The 20,178-nt window shown below is 70.6% G+C and carries 15 protein-coding genes and 2 pseudogenes; 5 read left to right on the forward strand and 12 right to left on the reverse strand.

Annotated features, from left to right (window positions below):
* From CCN72_RS40205 to CCN72_RS03410, 4 genes and pseudogenes are all read right to left on the reverse strand, one after another.
* A pseudogene (locus CCN72_RS40205) lies at window positions 1–198 on the reverse strand (hypothetical protein); the annotation flags it as partial.
* Window positions 199–267: 69 nt separating this feature from the next.
* Complete coding sequence (locus tag CCN72_RS03400; RefSeq protein WP_086806261.1) at window positions 268–969, reverse strand: ribonuclease HII; 702 nt, start codon at window positions 967–969, stop codon at window positions 268–270.
* A 381-nt stretch (window positions 970–1,350) separates the two neighbouring features.
* Window positions 1,351–1,659 (reverse strand): hypothetical protein, encoded by a 309-nt coding sequence (locus CCN72_RS03405; RefSeq protein WP_086806262.1) that lies wholly within the window; start codon window positions 1,657–1,659, stop codon window positions 1,351–1,353.
* Between the two features lie 3 nt (window positions 1,660–1,662).
* A complete protein-coding gene (locus CCN72_RS03410; protein WP_086806263.1) occupies window positions 1,663–1,995 on the reverse strand; it encodes a LuxR C-terminal-related transcriptional regulator in 333 nt (110 codons plus the stop codon).
* A gap of 354 nt (window positions 1,996–2,349) precedes the next feature.
* Between CCN72_RS03410 and CCN72_RS03415 the strand changes: the two genes are divergently transcribed.
* Together CCN72_RS03415 and CCN72_RS03420 are read left to right on the forward strand one after the other, a co-directional pair.
* Window positions 2,350–6,366 carry a type I polyketide synthase gene (locus CCN72_RS03415; protein WP_143664031.1) on the forward strand — a complete coding sequence of 1,339 codons (4,017 nt, stop codon included), beginning with the start codon at window positions 2,350–2,352 and terminating at the stop codon, window positions 6,364–6,366.
* A 169-nt stretch (window positions 6,367–6,535) separates the two neighbouring features.
* Window positions 6,536–7,168, forward strand: a complete 633-nt coding sequence (locus CCN72_RS03420) for a TetR/AcrR family transcriptional regulator (protein WP_086806270.1) — start codon at window positions 6,536–6,538, stop codon at window positions 7,166–7,168.
* A 49-nt stretch (window positions 7,169–7,217) separates the two neighbouring features.
* On the opposite strand, the gene CCN72_RS03425 is transcribed toward CCN72_RS03420, so the two are convergent.
* The 3 genes from CCN72_RS03425 to CCN72_RS03435 all read right to left on the reverse strand — a co-directional run bounded on the left by CCN72_RS03425 (window position 7,218) and on the right by CCN72_RS03435 (window position 9,505).
* Window positions 7,218–8,123 carry an ADP-ribosylglycohydrolase family protein gene (locus CCN72_RS03425; RefSeq protein WP_086806265.1) on the reverse strand — a complete coding sequence of 302 codons (906 nt, stop codon included), beginning with the start codon at window positions 8,121–8,123 and terminating at the stop codon, window positions 7,218–7,220.
* A gap of 12 nt (window positions 8,124–8,135) precedes the next feature.
* Window positions 8,136–8,795: a histidine phosphatase family protein gene (locus tag CCN72_RS03430; RefSeq protein ID WP_086806266.1), complete on the reverse strand. Its 660-nt coding sequence runs from the start codon at window positions 8,793–8,795 to the stop codon at window positions 8,136–8,138.
* Between the two features lie 104 nt (window positions 8,796–8,899).
* Window positions 8,900–9,505: a YdbC family protein gene (locus CCN72_RS03435; RefSeq protein WP_037663230.1), complete on the reverse strand. Its 606-nt coding sequence runs from the start codon at window positions 9,503–9,505 to the stop codon at window positions 8,900–8,902.
* Window positions 9,506–9,655: 150 nt separating this feature from the next.
* On the opposite strand from CCN72_RS03435, the gene CCN72_RS03440 reads away from it, so the two are divergent.
* Window positions 9,656–10,183, forward strand: a complete 528-nt coding sequence (locus CCN72_RS03440) for a TerD family protein (RefSeq protein ID WP_085566906.1) — start codon at window positions 9,656–9,658, stop codon at window positions 10,181–10,183.
* A 23-nt stretch (window positions 10,184–10,206) separates the two neighbouring features.
* Window positions 10,207–11,277, forward strand: a complete 1,071-nt coding sequence (locus CCN72_RS03445) for a protein kinase family protein (protein ID WP_086806267.1) — start codon at window positions 10,207–10,209, stop codon at window positions 11,275–11,277.
* A gap of 393 nt (window positions 11,278–11,670) precedes the next feature.
* On the opposite strand, the gene CCN72_RS03450 is transcribed toward CCN72_RS03445, so the two are convergent.
* Window positions 11,671–14,571, reverse strand: a complete 2,901-nt coding sequence (locus tag CCN72_RS03450; protein ID WP_086806268.1) for a vitamin B12-dependent ribonucleotide reductase — start codon at window positions 14,569–14,571, stop codon at window positions 11,671–11,673.
* Window positions 14,572–14,735: 164 nt separating this feature from the next.
* A complete protein-coding gene (gene nrdR, locus CCN72_RS03455; RefSeq protein WP_086806271.1) occupies window positions 14,736–15,305 on the reverse strand; it encodes a transcriptional regulator NrdR in 570 nt (189 codons plus the stop codon).
* 586 nt (window positions 15,306–15,891) lie between these two features.
* Here nrdR and lexA point away from each other — a divergent pair.
* Complete coding sequence (gene lexA / locus CCN72_RS03460; RefSeq protein ID WP_037663236.1) at window positions 15,892–16,671, forward strand: transcriptional repressor LexA; 780 nt, start codon at window positions 15,892–15,894, stop codon at window positions 16,669–16,671.
* 80 nt (window positions 16,672–16,751) lie between these two features.
* Here the strand turns inward: lexA and CCN72_RS03465 are convergent, their stop codons facing one another.
* The 3 genes and pseudogenes from CCN72_RS03465 to CCN72_RS03475 all read right to left on the reverse strand — a co-directional run.
* Window positions 16,752–18,761 (reverse strand): ATP-dependent DNA helicase, encoded by a 2,010-nt coding sequence (locus CCN72_RS03465; protein ID WP_086806269.1) that lies wholly within the window; start codon window positions 18,759–18,761, stop codon window positions 16,752–16,754.
* Between the two features lie 76 nt (window positions 18,762–18,837).
* Window positions 18,838–19,427 (reverse strand): annotated as a pseudogene (locus CCN72_RS03470) (GNAT family N-acetyltransferase).
* A 109-nt stretch (window positions 19,428–19,536) separates the two neighbouring features.
* Window positions 19,537–20,178: IucA/IucC family C-terminal-domain containing protein (locus CCN72_RS03475; protein WP_279630218.1), on the reverse strand; the 642-nt coding region annotated here is incomplete at its 5' end.

The raw sequence follows: 20,178 nt of genomic DNA on the forward strand, positions 1-20,178 counted from the left end.
GGCCGGAGCCACGGCACGCGGCGTGCGCTGCACCGGCGGCACAGGCCGCTGAGGGACGGGAAAACCGGGGCGGGACGGCGCCACGGGACGGGGGCCGGGTACGGGGCGAGGGGTCGGCGCGGTGCGGCCGCTGGCCGGCGTGACGCGGGGACCCTGGGCACTCTCGTGAATCTGAGGCTCCTCGGGAATGAGAGGCATGAGCTGATTTTTATCAAACGTTGAAGTGGCGCTGATGAACGGGGTGGCACATCAGTGCGATCGGAACCGTCAGAAGTCGAAGCCGAGCTGACCCTCGATCTCCGGAACGCTTCCGTCCGCCCAGTTGCGGGCCTTCTTGAGGTGCCGCCACTGGGGCAGCGCATCAAGATACGCCCACGACAAACGGTGCAGCGGGGTGGGGCCCCGCTCTTCCAGTGCGGCCTTGTGCACGGGTGACGGATACCCGGCGTTGTCCGCAAACCCGAAGTCTGCATGGTCGACAGCCAGTTCGGCCATCATTTTGTCGCGCTGAACCTTGGCGATCACCGAGGCCGCCGCGACGGCGACGCACGAGCGATCGCCCTTGATCACCGTACGCACCTGCCACGGGGCACCGAGGTAGTCGTGCTTCCCGTCAAGGATCACGGCGTCGGGGCGGACCGGCAGTGCGTCCAGGGCGCGGACCGCGGCGAGCCGCAGCGCGGCCGTCATGCCCATGCCGTCGATCTCCTCGGGAGAAGCATGCCCCAGCGCGTAGGCCGTCACCCACGCCCGCAGGATCTCGTCCAGCGCGGTGCGCCGCTTGACGGTCAGCAGCTTGGAGTCGGTCAGGCCCGCGGGAGGTCGACGCAGTCCGGTGATCGCCGCGCAGACGGTGACGGGCCCGGCCCAGGCGCCGCGTCCCACCTCGTCGACACCGGCGATGACCTTCGCTCCGGTCGTGGCGCGCAGGGAGCGCTCGACAGTGTGAGTGGGAGGTTCGTACGGCATGGCGCCCTTAGATTACGCCGCCGGGGGCAGTGGCCGACACCCCGGTCGCCCTCGTGGCAGCCAGGGCGCCGACCGGCGGCCCGCCGTACCGGACTCCGAGTCGACGAATTTGCTAGTGCACGCCAGTCGGCAGGATCATCGGCCACCCGTTCAGACGGGCCGCCGGTCGCGCCGGAGCGATCCCAATCTCGCTGTCTTGTACAAGGGTTGCCCGAGAGACAAAGCCTGGGCGGCTGACTCGCCGGCGCCCGCCGCGCAGGGAATCCTTTCAGGAGGATCGCATTCGGGAATCACAGGTCGTTCTCCGCGGCGCGTGTCAGCCGGCCAGCGCGGCGGTCGTGCCGTGGCTCTTGTCGGCACCGAGCCGGGCGAGCCGGGCCATTAGACCATCATGCGCAGATTGCGCAGGCCATGCAGGGTGAGCGCCTGGCCGGGCAGCAGGGCGAGAAGCCACCAGCCGCCGAGCGCCCAGGCAGCCGAGGAGACGGCCGAGCCGGCGAGGACCGCCGCCGCCAGGTGAAAGGTCGGGATCCACGGCAGCCGGGTCTGCTCGGTCAACGGTTTGCCGGTGAAGACGGTGAGCGGGTACCGCAGGAAACCGGGCAACGCCCGCATGGTCTCCCGGGGGTCCGGGGTGTCAGGTGCGCCGTCCGAACGGGGGCTCCTGATCTTGACATCGGTGAGGGACACGCGTCATCGCCTTGTCCAGGGAGTGTGCGTTCCAGCAGCGCAGGCCGAAATGGCTGCGGAATTCCGCGAGGGAATGGGAAAGAGAACTCCGCCGAGGGCGTGCTCCAGGTGACGCCACGGCAAGGGGTCCGGCCATCCCGAGTGCTGTGTGCTGTGAATTTGACTTTCGTTCATGACGCGGTAGGCGTGGGTGACGAGGCCTGCCTGCAGCCTGGATTCCACCTGGAGTTGACTGAGGACCTGGGCGACATGCGCCTTGACGGTGCGTTCGGTCACCCGTAGCCGCGCGGCGATGCTGCGGTTGGAAATGGCCGACACAACCGGCATACGCGACATCCCTTGACTTTAACGGCGCATCAGATATTCATCACTTCCCCACCATGATCTGCCGATCATTAATAAACGCTAAGGCAAGAATAGACTGCCATGCATAATGGGATGCAAGTACAAATATTTGGTGACCTGGATCACAGTCCGGACGGCGCAAACTTTGACATATATCCGCGAACACCTTGAACACGTCTCGCATATCAAGACAGATCTTGGGGCACCGTCATGAGCCTCTGGGTCAATCTTGGTTGGCGGTGTAACTTTGCATCGCACTTGCACCGCGCACCTCAATCCGCCTTGCCCTCCTGCGGCGAGGCGGTCGTGTTTGTTCTCATCGACTCTGATCGAAGGTGAACGTACGTGGAGCGCTTCCCGTGCGCAGGTGGCGTCCCCATAGCCGTCGTCGGTATGGGGTGCCGTTTTCCTCGCGCCAACAGCACCGAGGAATTCTGGGATCTCCTGATGGCCAACCACCAGGCCGTCTCCCGGATTCCCGAGGACCGTTTCAACATCGCCGACCACTACGCCGGCCGGGCCCCGTCCCCCGGTAAGACCGTCTCCCGGGACGGGGGATTCCTCGACGATGCCTTCTCGTTCGACGCGGGATTCTTCGGGATTTCGCCGGTCGAGGCCAGAAGCATGGATCCCCAGCAGCGGATCCTGCTGCATGTCGTATGGGAGGCACTGGAATCGGCGGGAATCGCGCCGGCCTCCCTGGCCGGTTCCCGTACCGGTGTCTTCGTGGGCCAGGCCACCGCCGAATACGGCGAATCCGGCCGTCCGGACGAGGGCCCCGGCGTCCGCGACACCGTGGGCGGTCGCCTCCGGGCGGTCACCGCCGGCCGGGTCTCCTACGCGCTCGACCTGCGCGGGCCCAGCCTGGTGCTGGACACCGCCTGCTCCTCCTCGTTGGTCGCCGTGCACGCCGCCCGGCAGAGCCTGCTGACCGGCGAGAGCGGCCTGGCCATCGCGGCGGGCGTCAACATCATCGTGTCCCCGCAGGACTCCATCGCCTATTCGCAGGGCGGCATGCTGTCGCCGGACGGGCGATGCCGGTTCGGGGACGCCGCGGCCGACGGGTTCGTGCGCAGCGAGGGCGTCGGCGCGGTCGTCCTCAAGCCGCTGCCCGACGCGCTGCGCGACGGCGACCCCGTGCTCGCCCTGCTGCTCGGCAGCGCGGTCACCAACGACGGGCAGGGCAGCGGACTGCTGCTGAAGCCCGCGGTGTCCGGCCAGGTCCAGATGTTGCGCGATGCCTGCCACAGCGCGGGGATCGAACCCGCCCAGTTGGACTACGTCGAGGCGCACGGCACCGGGACGCCCACCGGTGACACCGTGGAGCTGAGCGCGCTGGCCGAGGCGGCGGGCGGCGAACGACCGCTGCGCTGCGGCTCGGTGAAGACCAACATCGGGCACGCCGAGGCCGCCGCGGGCATCGCCGGGTTTATCAAGGCGGTGCTGATAGCCCGCCACGGCGTCGTCCCCGCCTCCCTGCACCTGTCCGACCCGCACCCGCTGCTCACCGGCGAGCGGCCGGCCGTCTCGGTCGTCACCGAGAACACCCCGCTCGCCAAGGCCGGTCCCCAGGGACTCCTGGGCGTCAGCTCCTTCGGGCTGTCCGGCACCAACGCCCATGTGGTCGTGGGCGAGTTCATCGACGACCGGCAACCAGCAGAACGGACCGGGCCCGAAGGGCCCCAGCTCCTGGTCCTGTCCGCCCGCTCGGCCGCCGCGCTGCGCCGCCTGGCGGGGTCGTACGCGGACCACCTCGGCCCGGACAGCGCGGGCCGTGCCCAGGCACTCGGCGCCGTCTGCGCGACCGCGGCGACCCGCCGCGACGCGGGCCCGCACCGACTCTGGGCCATCGGCACCTCGCACGACGAACTGGCCACCGTGCTGCGGGCGTTGGCGGCCGGCGATCAGACGCCCGACGGCGGGATCGGCGAGGCGGGCTTCAACGGCCCCCGGCGCTCGGTCTTCGTCTTCTCCGGCCAGGGCTCGCAGTGGCTCGGCATGGGCCGGGTCCTGCTCGCCTCGAACGCGGCCTTCCGCACCGCGCTGCGCGCCTGCGACGCGGCCGTACGAGCGGAACTCGGCTGGTCCGTCGAAGAGTTGCTGACCCGGGACGCCGACCGGTTCCCCGGTAGGGTGGAGCTCGTCCAGCCCACACTGTGGGCGGTGCAGGTGGCCCTGGCGGCGGCCTGGCGGGACCTCGGCGTGGAGCCGGAGGTGTGCGTCGGGCACAGCATGGGAGAGGTGGCGGCGGCCTGCGTCAGCGGCGCGCTGTCCCTGCGGGACGCGGCGTCGGTGATCTGCCGTCGCAGCCGGCTGATGCGGCGCGTGGCGGGCGGAGGCGCCATGCTCGTCGTGGAGTTGTCCGCAGACCAGGCCCACGAGACCGTCTCCCGGATCCCGTCGGTGTGCGTGGCCGCCGAGAACTCCCCCACCTGCACGGTGCTCGCGGGCGACCCGGACGCCCTCGCGGACCTGGCCGTCCGGCTGGAGGCGGACGGGGTGCTGTGCCGCCTGGTGGACGTCGACGTGGCCTCGCACTCACCGCAGATGCGCCCCCTGCACGCCGAACTGGTCGCGGACCTGGCGCACTTGAGCCCCAAGAAGGCCGACGCCGTGTTGTTCTCCACCGTCCGCCGCGCCCCGGTGAAGGAGTCCGAACTGAACGGCGGGTACTGGGCGGACAACCTGTGCGAACCCGTGGGGTTCCGCGAAGCCGTACGCCGACTTGCCGCCGAGGCCGACGCGCCGGAGAACGTCTTCCTGGAGATCAGCCCCCATCCGGTGCTCACCGCCTCGGTCGCCGACACGCTCGCCCATGACGGGGCGCCCGGCATCGCCGTACCCTCGCTGCGCCGCAACACCGACGAGGCGACCGAACTCCTGCGTGCTGCGGGCCGGTTCTTCGCGGCGGGCGGCCGCGTGGACTGGACGCGGTGGTACGCACATCCGGTACGCCCGGTACCGCTCCCTCATTACCCTTGGGAGCGCACCGAGTTCCGGCAGCCCCCTGCTGCCCAGCCGCCGACGCGCGGCGCCCTGACCGTGCGGGTGGATCTGGGCCGCTGGGGCATCGCCGCCTGGGCGGAGCAACTGGGCGCGGCCGGAACGGCCTTACTACCGCCTGCCGTTCAGGTCGCCGCCGTACTCGACGCGGCCACGCGGAACCTGCCCGGCGCGATGTTCGCGGTACGGGACGTGCGGCTCGCCCCCGAGCCGGTCCTCCTCCCGGACCCCGAGGCGGCCGTGCTCGTCGTCGGCCTGGAACGGTCCGGCGACGCCTGGCGGGCGGTCGTGGAACTGGAACAGCCGGACGGTGCCGAGCGGGTCTTCTGCTCGTCGGCTTCGCTGTGCCCGGTGGACGACGGCGCCGGGCGCCGCGCGCCGCGGGCGCTGGACCATGCCCTGGCCCGCTGCCACGGCTATCTGTCCGCCGCCGGATTCCGCGAACTCGCGGGCGGTTACGGGCTGGAGATGGGCGAGACATCCGGCGCGGTGGAGCAGTTGTGGCGGCGGCACGGTGAGGCGGTGGCGCGGATCCGGCTGGCCAAACCGGCGCCGGGCCTGTGGGAGGCGGCGCTGCTGCCGCTGGTGGCGGCGTGGCCCGAGGCGCGCCGCGCCGGCGAGGAGGGCCACGGATTCCTGCCCACCGGCATCGAGAGCGCGCAGTTCTACGGCGAGTTGCCGGACGACTTCTGGAGCCTGGCCGTCGTCACCCCTGGGCCGGGCGTGGGGCAGGCGCGCGGCGAAGTGCTGGTGCTCGACGGGGACGGGCGGGTGCTCGCGGAGTTCCGCGGGATCGCCCTGCGCCGTCCGGGTGACCCGGGACGTGCCGAGCGCCCGGGCCGCCCGGCGGCGGCCGCCCTGGTCCGCGCGCTGCCGCTCCGGCTGGGCATCTCCCGGCTCGGGCCCGCGCGCCCGCTGCTGTCCCGTTTTGCCACCATGATCCGGCCACCGGCGATCCGGCCACCGGCGGCCCAGCGGGGTCTGCCGTTCGGCGGGCACCCCGCGCGCGCGTCGGTGAGCACCGCGGGCGCGGCACGCATGGTCGCCGCCGCCCCCGGCACCGCGCACACGGGTGCCGCCCGCCCGGAGGCCCCGCACGCGAAACCCCCGACCGCGGCCCCCGCCGCCGTCTTCGCCGACACCGTCCTCGCCGCCGCCGAGGTGCTCGGCGTCGCCCCGGCCGATCTCGACCCCCGCCGGTCACTGCGCGATCTCGGGCTCGACTCGCTCATGGCCGTCCAACTGCGCAAACAGCTGAAGACCGGCTGCGGTGTGGACATCACGGCGGGCCGGCTGCTCGGCGCCGAGAGTCTGGAGCGGATCGTGCGCGGCCTGACAGCGGAGGCCGCGCCCATGTGACCCGGGCCGGCAGCAGCATGCGACCCGGGGCCGTCACGCCGAACTGGTGTGACGACCCCGGCACTTGCAGTGAATTCGAACCCTCCCCCATAGTTAGACTGTGGTGTAAAAATTGCGTCGAAGCCTCGACATTCCCAGTCGTTGTCAGCCCCGTGAAGCGGAGATGAACATGGCTCCTGGTCCGTCAGGCGGGACGCAGTCGTCCGGTCGACGCGAACGCAATAAGCAGCGCGTCAAAGAACGCCTCTACTCATCCGCGCTGGCCCTGTTCACGGAGCAGGGCTACGACCGCACATCGGTGGACGAGATCGCCGGACGCGCCGATGTCGCCCGGGGCACCTTCTTCAACTACTTCCAGCGCAAGGAAGACGTCATCAGCGCCTGGGGTGAGGAGCGGCGGAGCAAGTTGCTGGACTATCTCGAACAGGAAGACGTTCATAGCTCGCACGCCGTCGCCCAGCTGATGCGATGTATGTCGGTACTGGCCCGGATCAACGAGGAGGAGCAGGAGGTCACCGCGGCCATGCTCTCCGCGTGGGTGAAGGCGGGGCGGCCGCTGAGCGAGGAGCCGTACGTCGCCCAGATATTCGCCGACATCATCGAGGCCGGCGCCCGCTCCGGCGAACTCGCCCCCGACCTCGTGCCCGAGCGCGTCGGCAATCTCCTGCGGGACGTCTACTTCGGCGCCCTCTACCGCTGGTCACAGCACGCGCAGGGCGGCAGGGCCAGCGAGTTGGACGACGAACTCCAGGCGGTCCTGAAGGTGCTGCTGGACGGCATCGCCACCGTGGAGCACGTCTGACCGGCCCAAGTCCCTCACCAGTAGGGCCCGTCGGGGCGCACCGCGCCGGTCAGAGGGTTGCCGGCACCCACTCGGGCAGCGCCTCCGCCCGTCGTGTCCACTCGGCGGGCGGTGCCCCGGCCTTGCCCGCGGCGAGGACGCCGCCCACGATCGCGCAGGTAGTGTCGACGTCACCGCCCACCCGGGCCGTCGTCCAGAACGCCGTCTCGAAGTCGCCGAGGCCGCGCGCGGCGGACCACAGGGCGAAGGGCACGGTGTCATGGGCGGTCCTGCGGCGGCCGCAGCCCAGCACGGCGGCGACGGTGCCGGCGTCCCCGTAGTCGAGCATGTCGCGGGCGCGGCGCAGGCCCTGGCCGACCGCGCTCCTCGGGACGAGCGCGATCACGCCATCGAGGAGCGCTTCGGGGGTGGGCGGGCCGTCCGGCGAACCGGCCAGCGCCGCGGCCGCCGCCACCGCCATGGCGCCGACCACCGCCTCCCGGTGCTGGTGCGTGGGGTAGGCGGAGATCTCTGCCTGGTGGGTGGCCTGCTCCGGGTCGTCCGCGTACCAGGCGCCCAGGGGTGCGGTCCGCATCGCCGCGCCGCTGCCCCAGGAGCCCCGCCCGTGGAAGAGGGCGGCGGCGGGCCCGCGCCAGTCCTCGCCCTGCCCCACGAGGCTCAGCAGCCGGCTCGCGGTGGGGCCGTAGCCCCGGTCCGGGTCGTGGTGGTCGGCGAAGGAGCGGGCGAGGGCGTCCTGGTCGATGCGCTGGTGCGCGGCGAGCACGGCGAGGACCGAACAGGCCATCTCGGTGTCGTCCGTCCACGGCCAGGGGCCGGGCGGCAGCTCGCGCCGTTTGAGCAGGGGGTGATGGGCCGGGACGAAGAACTGGGCGCCCAGGGCGTCCCCGACGGCCAGTCCGCGCAGGCTCGCCAGGGCGCGCTCATGGCGTCCGTGGGGGGAGAAGTGTGCGGTCATCGCTCCCCCACTCTATCCGGTGGCCCAGTCCGGCACCGGTTCACGCCAGCGTTCGAAGGGCCGGTCGAGTGTGTAGCGGCCGTCCTCGCCGAGTACCAGCATCCGCATCTCGGCGTTGTCCGGATTGGACAGGGATTCGAATTCGGCGACCGTCCAGTGGAACCAGCGCATGCAGAACAGCCGCATCGCGAGGCCGTGCGTCACCAGGAGCACGTTGGGCGGGTGGTCGGGGGCCTCGAAGCTGCGGAAGAGGCTCTCCAGGAAGCCGCCGACCCGGTCGTAGACATCGGCACCGGACTCGCCCTGCGGGAAGCGGAAGAAGAAGTGGCCGTAGGCGTCGCGGTAGGCCTTCTGCACGCGCACGTCGTCGCGGTCCTGCCAGTTGCCCCAGTCCTGCTCGCGCAGCCGGGGCTCCTCGCGGACGCGTATGAGGTCGGGGTCGAGCCCGAAGGCGCCGAGGGTCTCGTGGGTGCGGCGGTACGGGGAGACGTACACGCTCACGCGTTCGGACCCGAACAGCTCCCGGAGCCGTTCGCCGGTCTCCTCGGCCTGTCGCCGGCCGAGGTCGGTCAGCGCCAGGGCGTGGTCCGGTTCGCGCTCGTACACGGAGTCGTCGGTGTTGCCCGTCGACTCGCCGTGCCGGACAAGGACGATGCGCCGTGGTCGTGCCATGCCGAAACCCTAGAGCGAGGGGTGGGGAACCGGGGAATCGTACGGGGTCCGTACAGCGCACGTCACAGGCCCTGCTTCCGGACCGACCGGCCGGTATCTGGGTGCTAGACCGTCCAGGACGGTTCCAGGTCGACGATGTCGCCGGAGAGGGCCGCGATGTCCGCCTCGGTCTGGGCGCGCAGGGCGAGGCGTTCGATCCGTTCGGTGCGGTACTTGCCGTGCTCGGCTGCGGCCCGCCACATCGAAAGGATCAGGAACTCCTGCTCGGGGGCCTCGCCGAACATGCCACGGATCATGCCGGGCGATCCCGCCATGGCCGGGTTCCAGACCTTCTCCTGCATAAGGGTGAAGTGCTCCACGCGCTCCTCGTGGACCCGGCACAGGGCGAGTCTGAGCAGGTCGGAGTCGGTGAAGCGGGGTTCAAAGCCGGTCTTCACGTCGAAGCGGTACTCGAACAGTCTGACCTGGGCGTCCTTGAAGGTGCCGACCTGGGCGGCGGCGAGGCGGTCGTGGGAGCGGGCCATGAAGGAGTCGTAGAAGGCGCGGCTCTCCCAGAAGGCGACGATGTGCGCCACGTCGGGCCGCCGCCGGCTCCAGCCTCCGCCCTGTCCCCGGAAACCCGGCTCTCCCGGGAGCCCCGCCCATTTCCGCTGCCCCCGCTCGAACCCCCGGCGGTCCACCACGGTGCAGCGAATCCACTTGACCAGCACCGCGCCATCGTAAGGCCACCGGCGTGGCGTCGGTCACGCTCCGGTGGAGTTCGTCCGCGCGCGCGGGGCCGGGTACGTGGCACGATGGGCAAGGTTCCTCGGCTGAACGAGAGTTGGGGACGCGGTGCCCACAGGGGAAGGGGAGGCCCGGTGACCGGTTTCAGCAAGGGAATGCACAAGGTCGAGGTCGCGCTCAAGTGGGACCCCAGTCCCGCGGGTACGGCGCCCACGGATCTCGACATCATCGCGGCGACCTTCGACGCGCGGGACCCGTACGGCGCGCCGGCGTATCTGGTGCACTTCGACAGCCGTTCGCCCGACGGCACCATCTTCCTCAACCGGGACAGCACGGACGGGCGGGGCTTCGGCTGGGACGAGGTCATGACCCTTGAGGTCGACCGGCTCAGCGAGCGGTACGGCCGCGTGGTGGTGGGCGTCGTCATCCAGCAGCAGCCGGTGCGCCGTACGTTCTCCGGTGTCCTCAACCCCGCCATGCGCGTCCGCGAGGGCTACACCGTCCTGTCCGAGGACGACTTCACCGCCGTCCATGACGCGACGGCCGCCACCATCGCCGAGTTCGTCCGCAACGAGTCGGGCGAATGGATCTTCCACCCCGGTGTCCATGGCTTCCAGGAGGACCCGGAGAGCTTCACCCGGGTGATGGGGCGCGCGCAATAGCGGGGGGCGTACGCCCGTCCTCGGTGGCCCTCGCTTCGGACGACGCGCGCTCGGCCGCCTACGGCACCGTCGCCACGTCCCTCGCCCTGCGAAGTGACCGCCGGCTGGGCGAACTTGTGGATGCCGCCGTGCCGCTCGGAACCGGTATCGGTGGGAGGTGCGCGTTGCTGGAGGTCGACGGGAAGCCGGTCTTCGTGAAGCGGGTGCCGCTCACGGAGTTGGAGCGGCGGCCGGAGCATGTACGGTCCACCGCCAACCTGTTCGGGCTGCCCACCTTCTGCCAGTACGGCATCGGTGGGCCCGGTTTCGGGGCGTGGCGGGAGCTCGCGGTTCAGATCATGACGACGAACTGGGTGCTCGGAGGGCGGTTTCGGGGGTTTCCGCTGATGTACCACTGGCGTGTACTGCCGGACACCGCGCCCACACCGGCCCCGGAACTCGTGGACGTGGAAAGGGCCGTGGCCTATTGGGGAGGCGGGCCCGAGGTACGGCGCCGTATCGAGGGCCTGCGGCAGTCGTCCGCGAGTCTGGTGCTGTTCCTGGAGTACATTCCCCGGACGCTCCACGAGTGGTTCACCGGGCGGGTGCGGGCCGGTGCGGAGTCCGCCGACCGGGCCTGTGCGCTGGTGGAGCGTGAGCTGGCGGCCGGTACGTCCTTCATGAACGCTCACGGGCTCGTGCACTTCGACGCCCATTTCCAGAACATCCTGACCGACGGCCGGCGCCTCTACTTCGCCGACTTCGGCCTCGCCCTCTCCGCCCGCTTCGATCTCTCGGAGTCCGAGACCGGCTTCCTCGGACTGCACCGGGCCTACGATCGCTGCTACACGCGCAACTGGCTGGTGAACTGGCTGATCACGGCCCTGTACGGCTCCGGGCGGACCGAACGCCACGCGCTCATCCGCGCCATGGCGGAAGGCCAGGACCCGCCGCCCGGACCGCCGGGAGCCACGGCAATCCTCTCCCGGGGCGCCCCCCTCGCCGCGCTCCTCACCGACTTCCACACCAAGCTCCAGCACAACAGCCGCGAGACCCCTTACCCCGCACAGGCACTGCACCGGGCTCTCCAGACGGCCGGATCACATCGGGACTGAGCGGCCGAGGGTCAGGGGTGTGGGCCGCTGGTCCTTGAGGCCGTCGCGTCCAAGGCGATGTCACTCGACCGGTTGCGCCGGGAGGCCCGCCCAGGACATGTGCGGGCGACCGCCCCAGGCACGGGCCCGGGGTGGTCGGGGCCACTTCTTCTCGGCCTTGCTTGACGTCAGGCCGGCGAGCACCTTGGTTGCGGCCGGCGTCGCCTGCTCACTCGCCCGGCGTGGGTTGTCCGGCCGCGGTCGCTGCCGGCAGGCCCTGGGACGTCCGGCACTCGGCGCACGCGACGCCGTCGGACACGACGACAGTGGGCGCCGGCCATATGGCCGGCGCCCACTGTCGTCAGGGCTCAGTGGATCGCGTCGGGCACGGTGGGCGACGCGGTCCGGTCAGGGTCAGCTGCAACCGCTCGTCGAGCCGCAGCCCTCGCAGATGTAGCAGGAGCCGGCGCGCTGCATCTTGGTGCCGCAGGAAAAGCAGAGCGGGGCGTCGGCCTGGATGCCCAGCTGCATCTCGACCAGTTCGGCGCTGGTGTGAGCCTGCTTCGGGGCCGGCGTGACGGCCGCGGGCTCGGCCTTCGGGGCGGCGGCGACGGCCGCCGGCTCCTGGGCGCGGGGCGCCGACTGGGCCAGGCCCTCGACGTCGACCTCGTCGTCGGCCGGCTCGTAGGAACCGGTCTCCAGGTGCCGCTGGCGCTCCTCGGCGGAGTGGATGCCGAGCGCGGAGCGGGTCTCGAAGGGCAGGAAGTCCAGCGCCAGGCGGCGGAAGATGTAGTCCACGATGGACTGCGCCATCCGCACGTCCGGGTCGTCCGTCATACCGGCCGGCTCGAAGCGCATGTTGGTGAACTTCGAGACGTACGTCTCCAGCGGCACGCCGTACTGGAGGCCGACGGAGACCGCGATGGAGAAGGCGTCCATCATGCCCGCGAGGGTCGAGCCCTGCTTGGACATCTTCAGGAAGACCTCGCCGAGACCGTCGTCCGGGTAGGAGTTGGCGGTCATGTAGCCCTCGGCGCCGCCGACGGTGAACGACGTGGTGATGCCGGGACGACCCTTCGGAAGGCGCTTGCGGACCGGGCGGTACTCGACGACCTTCTCGACCGCGGTACGGATCGTGTCCTCGGCCTTCTCGGTGATCTCGGCCTTCTCCTCCTCCTTCTTCTTGGCGGAGAGCGGCTGGCCGACCTTGCAGTTGTCCCGGTAGATCGCGAGCGCCTTGACGCCGAGCTTCCAGGCCTCGAAGTAGATCTCCTCGACCTCCTCGACGGTCGCCGTCTCCGGCATGTTGACCGTCTTGGAGATCGCGCCGGAGATCCACGGCTGGATCGCGGCCATCATGCGGACGTGGCCCATCGGGGAGATGGCCCGCTCGCCCATGGCACAGTCGAAGACCTCGTAGTGCTCCTGCTTGAGACCGGGGGCGTCGATCACATTGCCGTTGTCGGCGATGTGGGCGACGATCGCCTCGATCTGCTCCTCCTGGTAGCCCAGGCGGCGCAGGGCCTGCGGCACGGTGCCGTTGACGATCTGCATCGAGCCGCCGCCGACGAGCTTCTTGAACTTCACGAGCGCGAGGTCGGGCTCGACGCCGGTGGTGTCGCAGGACATCGCCAGACCGATGGTGCCGGTCGGGGCGAGCACGGACGCCTGGGAGTTGCGGAAGCCGTTCTTGTCGCCGAGGCGGACCACGTCCTGCCAGGCCTCGGTGGCGGCGGCCCACACCGGGGTGTCCAGGTCGTCCATGCGGACGGCCTTGCCGTTGGCGTCGGCGTGCTGATGCATGACGCGCTTGTGGGCGTCCGCGTTACGGGCGTAGCCGTCGTACGGGCCGACGACCGCGGCCAGTTCGGCGGAGCGGCGGTAGGCGGTGCCGGTCATCAGGGAGGTGATGGCGGCGGCCAGGGCGCGGCCGCCCTCGGAGTCGTACGCGTGGCCGGTGGCCATCAGCAGGGCGCCGAGGTTGGCGTAGCCGATGCCGAGCTGGCGGAAGGCGCGGGTGTTCTCGCCGATCTTCTGGGTCGGGAAGTCCGCGAAGCAGATCGAGATGTCCATCGCGGTGATGACCAGCTCGACGACCTGCTGGAAGCGCTCGGCCTCGAAGGACTGGTGGCCCTGGCCGTCGTCCTTCAGGAACTTCATCAGGTTCAGCGAGGCGAGGTTGCAGGACGTGTTGTCCAGGTGCATGTACTCGCTGCACGGGTTCGACGCGGTGATCCGGCCGGACTCGGGGCAGGTGTGCCAGTTGTTGATCGTGTCGTCGTACTGGATGCCCGGGTCGGCGCAGGCCCACGCGGCCTCGGCGATCTTGCGGAAGAGCGACTTGGCGTCGACCTCCTCGATGACCTCGCCGGTCATCCGGGCGCGCAGCCCGAAGTCGCCGCCCGCCTCGACGGCCGTCATGAACTCGTCGTTCACACGGACCGAGTTGTTGGCGTTCTGGTACTGGACGGAGGCGATGTCGTCGCCGCCCAGGTCCATGTCGAAGCCCGCGTCGCGCAGGACGCGGATCTTCTCCTCCTCCTTGACCTTGGTCTCGATGAAGTCCTCGATGTCGGGGTGGTCGACGTCGAGCACGACCATCTTGGCGGCGCGGCGGGTGGCGCCACCGGACTTGATGGTGCCGGCGGAGGCGTCGGCGCCGCGCATGAAGGAGACCGGACCCGAGGCGTTGCCGCCGGAGGAGAGCAGTTCCTTGGAGGAGCGGATGCGGGACAGGTTCAGGCCGGCGCCGGAACCGCCCTTGAAGATCATGCCCTCTTCCTTGTACCAGTCGAGGATCGACTCCATGGAATCGTCGACGGCCAGGATGAAGCAGGCGGAGACCTGCTGGGGCTGCGGGGTGCCGACGTTGAACCAGACCGGGCTGTTGAAGCTGAAGATCTGGTGCAGGAGCGCGTAGGCGAGCTCGTGCTCGAAGATCTCCGCGTCGGCGGGCGAGGCGAAGTACTTGTGGTCCTCACCGGCCTTCCGGTACGTCTTCACGATGCGGTCGATCAGCTGCTTGAGGCCGGTCTCGCGCTGCGGGGTGCCGACGGCGCCCCGGAAGTACTTGCTGGTGACGATGTTGACCGCGTTCACCGACCAGAAGTCGGGGAACTCGACGCCACGCTGCTCGAAGTTGACCGAGCCGTCGCGCCAGTTGGTCATGACGACGTCACGGCTCACCCACTCGACCTCGTCGTACGGGTGTACGCCGGGGGTGGTGTGGATGCGCTCGATGTGCAGTCCCTTGTTTCCCGCCTTGCCGCCCTTGGCGCGGGAACCTCGTGCCGGACCGCTCGCCGTCTCTGTCATGCCGCCTCCCTGTAGGGCAAAAACGCCCAGAAGTGCCCCGTTTGTTCCCGTGGCACGGTGTTCTGTCTTGTGCTGCGGGCATCCTCACCAGCCGCCCGCAACAGGTCTTCGGTAGCCGCCTCGCGGCCGGGGTCCGGGCCGTCTCCCGGTCTCCCGCGCGCCGGTCAGTCGGCGGCTTGCGCGGGCTGGGGGACCTGGGAGGTCCCGCCGGTCCCGCGTTCGTCTTCCTGGCTCCCCGCGGCCGCGGCCGTCTCGTCCGCCGGGCCCGTCCCGTCAGCGGCGGGGCCGTGCGTCGCCTGCCGCAGTTCCGCGACGGCGGCCTCGAAGTCGTCGAGCGAGTCGAACGCCCGGTAGACCGAGGCGAACCGCAGATAGGCGACGAGGTCGAGCTCCTGCAACGGACCGAGTATGGCCAGACCCACGTCATGGGTGGTCAGCTCGGCGCTGCCGGTGGCCCGCACCGCCTCCTCGACCCGCTGGCCGAGCTGGGCGAGCGCGTCCTCGGTGACCGGCCGCCCCTGGCACGCCTTGCGCACGCCGTTGATGACCTTGGTACGACTGAAGGGCTCGGTGACTCCGGACCGCTTCACCACCATGAGCGAGCACGTCTCCACGGTCGTGAAACGACGGGAGCAGTCGGGGCACTGGCGGCGCCTGCGGATCGACGTGCCGTCGTCGGTCGTACGACTGTCGACCACACGGCTGTCGGGGTGCCTGCAGAAGGGGCAGTGCATGATCTCCAACCCTCCTCACAGCAGACTCGATGGCCTCGCCGAGCCCCAGGGGCCTCGCGAAGCAGACCTAAGCATAGGCGATCGCAGAACCGTCTCCGACCCGGGTCACCACAACTTGTGGGCTGCTGTAGCCATCCAACCACTAGATGTGGGGATCGGCTTATTCATCGAGGCCGGGGCGCGTGTCGCGCGGGAACGGCGGTCCGGGGCGCCTCGCGGGCCCTGGTGCGCGCCGGCCGGAAAGGACACGCGGGCGCCGAACCGTACCGCTGTGGCGCTTACGGAGATACCGTGGGCGCCGCACGGAGGATGCGTAGGACTCCGGCGCAGAACGGACCCCGCGTCCCGGCGGGACGGGTTCCGGATGGCAGACTGGGGAAGCGCCCACGAGGTCGGCGACCCCGGCGGGAAAGAGTACAACGCACGACAAAGAGCACTTTTGCCCGCCCCGTGCCGCGTCAGCCCATACACCCAAACACGCGATCGCAACAGGTGAATCGCACTTTTTCACTCGAACGTGTGTTTGGCGCAACCTTTCGAAAGCAACTACCGTTGTCCAGCAGGGAGACCATCGAGAGGGGCCGACGTGACCACCACCGCAGACAGTGCCACCATCACCGCCCAGGACCGCTCCCAGGGCCGGGTCGAGCCGGTACATGCGATGAACGAAGCCACGAATCCCGAAGGGCCCCGGCGCTCCCTGCCGGGCCGACCTCCAGGCATCCGGGCGGACAGCTCCGGACTCACCGACCGGCAGCGCCGGGTGATCGAGGTCATCAGGGACTCCGTGCAGCGGCGCGGATACCCGCCGTCCATGCGGGAGATCGGCCAGGCCGTCGGCCTCTCCAGCACGTCCTCCGTGGCGCACCAGCTGATGGCACTGGAGCGCAAGGGCTTCCTGCGCCGCGACCCGCACCGCCCGCGCGCCTATGAGGTGCGCGGCTCCGACCAGGCCGTGTCGGTGCAGCCCACGGACACCAGCGGCAAGCCCGCCGCGTCGTACGTCCCGCTGGTCGGCCGGATCGCCGCCGGTGGGCCGATCCTCGCGGAGGAATCCGTGGAGGACGTCTTCCCGCTCCCCCGCCAGCTGGTCGGCGACGGTGAGCTGTTCGTCCTCAAGGTCGTCGGCGACTCCATGATCGAGGCCGCGATCTGCGACGGCGACTGGGTCACCGTGCGCCGCCAGCCGGTCGCGGAGAACGGCGACATCGTGGCCGCCATGCTGGACGGCGAGGCCACGGTGAAGCGCTTCAAGCGCGAGGACGGCCATGTCTGGCTCCTCCCGCACAACGCGGCGTACGAGCCGATCCCCGGCGACGACGCCACCATCCTGGGCAAGGTGGTCGCCGTACTGCGGCGCGTGTGACGCCCGCGGCGAGCGGCGCCCCGCTCGCCCTCTGACCGGGCCCCGGAACCTCTGCGCCGGTTCCGGGGCCCTGCCTGTGTCTACGAGGAGCCCTCGGCTTCCTCCGTCTGCCGCGCCGCTTCCTCCACCTGCCTCGCCGCCGCGTCGATCGCCGAGAGCGACCTGCGGGCCTGGTTGCGGTCCGTGGTGTACCAGAACTCCGGCAGGGACGCCTTGAGGTACGAGCCGTACCGCGCCGTGGCCAGGCGCTGGTCGAGTACGGCGACCACGCCCCGGTCCCCCGACGCGCGCACCAGGCGGCCGGCGCCCTGGGCCATCAGCAGAGCGGCGTGGGTGGCGGCCACCGCCATGAATCCATTGCCGCCCGCGTCCTCCACCGCCTTCTGGCGGGCGCTCATGAGCGGGTCGTCGGGGCGCGGGAACGGGATCTTGTCCATGACGACCAGCTGGCAGCTGGGCCCGGGCACATCCACGCCCTGCCACAGCGACAGCGTGCCGAAGAGGCAGGTCTTCGGGTCGGCCGCGAAGTTCTTGATCAGCTCGCCGAGCGTCTCCTCGCCCTGGAGCAGGATCGGATACTCGGGGATCCGTACGCGCAGGTCCTCGGCGGCGAGCTGCGCGGCCCGCATGGAGGAGAACAGCCCGAGGGTACGGCCGCCGGCCGCCTGGATCAGCTCCGTCAGCTCGTCGAGCATGTCGCCGCGATCGCCGTCCCGCGCGGGGCGGGACAGATGCTTGGCGACGTACAGGATGCCCTGCTTGCGGTAGTCGAAGGGGGAGCCCACATCGAGGCCCTTCCACTGCGGGAGGTCCTCGCCCTCGACGCCCTCGGGGCCGAGCCCCAGGGAGGCGCCGACCCCGTTGAAGTCGCCGCCCAGCTTGAGGGTGGCGGAGGTGAGGACGACGGCGCGGTCGGCGAACAGCTTCTCCCGCAGCAGCCCCGAGACGGACATGGGGGCGATGCGCAGGGAGGCGCCGAAGCGGTCGTGCCGTTCGTACCAGACGACGTCCCACTCCGAGCCGTTCAGGACCCGCTCCGCCACGTCGTGGACCGTCTCGACCGAGGCCAGGGCCTGCTTGCGGACGGCGTCCTCGTCCTGGACGGACTTGTCGCGGGTGGTGCCGAGCGCGGAGATGACCGTCCGGGAGGCGTCCCGCAGCGTCATCAGGGCGTAGCCGAGGTCTTCCGGGATCTCCTCCAGACGGCCCGGCAGGGCCAGCTCCATCAGCCGCTCGAAGCCCTCGGCGGCGGTCTGGAGCTGGTCGGCCGCCTTCTCATTGACGAGTTTCGCGGCGCGGCGCACGGCCCGGTTGACCTGGCCGGGGGTCAGCTCGCCGGTGGCGACGCCGGTGACCCGGGAGACGAGCTCATGCGCCTCGTCCACGATCAGCACCTCGTGCTGGGGCAGCACCGGGGCGCCTTCGATGGCGTCGATGGCCAGCAGCGCGTGGTTGGTGACGACGACCTCGGCGAGCTTGGCGCGCTCGCGGGCCGCCTCCGCGAAGCACTCCGCGCCGTACGCGCACTTGGTGGCGCCCAGGCACTCCCGCGAGGACACCGAGATCTGCGCCCAGGCGCGGTCCGAGACGCCCGGGGTGAGATCGTCCCGGTCGCCGGTCTCGGTCTCGTCGGACCAGTCGCGCAGCCGCAGCAGGTCCTGGCCCAGCTTGCTGGTGGGCGCGGCGGCCTCGAACTGGTCGAAGAGGCCGTCCTCCTCGTCCTGCGGCATGCCCTCGTGCAGCCGGTGCAGGCACAGGTAGTTGGAGCGGCCCTTGAGCATCGCGAACTCGGGGCGGCGGCGCAGCAGCGGGTGCAGGGCGTCGACCGTGCGCGGCAGATCGCGTTCCACCAGCTGGCGCTGGAGGGCGAGGGTGGCCGTCGCGACGACCACCCTCTCCCCGTGCGCGAGCGCGGGCACGAGATAGCCCAGCGACTTGCCGGTGCCGGTGCCGGCCTGGACCAGCAGATGGGATCCGCCGTCGATCGCCTCGGCGACCGATTCGGCCATGGTCACCTGGCCGGGGCGCTCCGTGCCGCCGACCGCGGCGACGGCGGCATGCAGGAGTTCGGGGAGGGAGGGCTTCGTCATAGCCCGACCACCCTACGGCCCGGGACTGACAACCGGAGCCCGTTCACACACATGGTGAGACCCCGCTCACTCGACGCTACAGCACATCGCGCAGCACCCGGTCCCGGATCATGAGCGCGGCCCGTTTGCCGGGCAGGTCGACCTCGGCCGCGTACCGGAATCCGGCGCCGAGGAACGCGGCGAGCGAGGGGGTGTTGCGGTGATCGGGTTCGGCCACGACGCGGGCGCAGGCGGGGCGCCGGTCCAGGACGAGGTCGGCCACGGCCCGCAGCAGCGCGGAGCCGAGTCCACGGCCGCGGTCGCCTGCGGCGCCGAGCAGCAGATGGATGNNTCGGCGCGGTAGATCTCCCAGTAGCTCATCGGGGTGCCGTCCAGGACGCCGAGGCAGGGCACGCTCCGTCCGTTGCCTTCGAGTTGGGCGCGCAGATGGTCCGCCGTGCGCTGGCGGGGTCCGGCCAGTTCCCAGAACTCGGCGACGGCGGGGTCGTTCATCCAGGCGTGGACGAGGGGGAGGTCGCGGTCGAGGAGGACGGGGACCAACTGGAAGGTGCCGACGGGGGTCGACACCGGTTCCCAGGAGGTGTGGAGGCCGTCGAGGAGGTCGTCGGTGAGGTCGAGAGTCCTGGCGGTGGATTCGATGGTCCCGTCGGTGAATTCGACGGTCATGTCGGTGAAGTCGACAGTCCCGTCGGTGAAGAGGTCCAGGAACTCGGTGGGGGCGGTGCGCACATCGGTGGGCGGCACGGCGGGTTCCTCTCTGCTCTGCCCAAGGGCCTTACGGGTGCAGGGGGTTGGCGATGGTGACGTACACGGACTGGGTGTCGACCGGGCCGACGAGTTCGTCCAGGCCGTGCAGCCGGGTCAGCAGGTTGGCCTTGCAGCGCAGGACGGGTGAGTCGAGCAGCCGGGCGGGCAGGGGGGTGCGCAGGGCCGTGGGGCCGGTGGCGAGGCCGGTGAGGAAGCGGCGGAACGCGGCGAGCAGCAGGCGTTCGTCGGCGAGGTGCTGGGAGCCGAGGGCGCCGATCAGGCCGAGGACGTTGTTGACGGCGAGGTAGTAGGCGAAGCGTTCGTCGGTGACCTCGTCGGGGACGAAGGTGTCGCTGTGCTCGCCGATGCCGGGCAGCCGGGCGTCGAGTTCGGCGCGACGGGACGCGCGGAAGTAGTAGCCCTGGTTGTCCCGGTAACGGCCGCCCCTGGGCCAGCCGTCGCGGTCGAGCAGGACGAGGGTGTTCTGCTGGTGCGCTTCGAGGGCGATGCCCGCCTCGGCGTCCAGCCAGAGAACGGGGCGGACGACCTGCTCCAGGTAGCGCAGGAACCACTCCGTGGCGACGGCGGCGACGGGACGGCCGGTGCGGGCGGCGAGCCGGGCGACGAGCAGGGCGAGCCGGGAGCGCATGGGAGGGAAGGGGTCGTTGGG

Origin of the sequence: Streptomyces murinus (genome assembly GCF_002154555.1) — a bacterium.
In the GTDB taxonomy this organism is placed as follows: Bacteria; Actinomycetota; Actinomycetes; order Streptomycetales; family Streptomycetaceae; genus Streptomyces; species Streptomyces murinus.

Excerpts from the sequence above, each read along its gene's own strand:
- CCN72_RS03400 (WP_086806261.1), bottom strand. The coding sequence starts at position 969 with ATGCCGTACGAACCTCCCACTCACACTGTCGAGCGCTCCCTGCGCGCC.
- CCN72_RS03410 (WP_086806263.1), bottom strand. The coding sequence starts at position 1,995 with ATGTCGCGTATGCCGGTTGTGTCGGCCATTTCCAACCGCAGCATCGCC.
- CCN72_RS03420 (WP_086806270.1), top strand. The coding sequence starts at position 6,536 with ATGGCTCCTGGTCCGTCAGGCGGGACGCAGTCGTCCGGTCGACGCGAA.
- CCN72_RS03425 (WP_086806265.1), bottom strand. The coding sequence starts at position 8,123 with ATGACCGCACACTTCTCCCCCCACGGACGCCATGAGCGCGCCCTGGCG.
- CCN72_RS03430 (WP_086806266.1), bottom strand. The coding sequence starts at position 8,795 with ATGGCACGACCACGGCGCATCGTCCTTGTCCGGCACGGCGAGTCGACG.
- CCN72_RS03450 (WP_086806268.1), bottom strand. The coding sequence starts at position 14,571 with ATGACAGAGACGGCGAGCGGTCCGGCACGAGGTTCCCGCGCCAAGGGC.
- nrdR (WP_086806271.1), bottom strand. The coding sequence starts at position 15,305 with ATGCACTGCCCCTTCTGCAGGCACCCCGACAGCCGTGTGGTCGACAGT.
- CCN72_RS03465 (WP_086806269.1), bottom strand. The coding sequence starts at position 18,761 with ATGACGAAGCCCTCCCTCCCCGAACTCCTGCATGCCGCCGTCGCCGCG.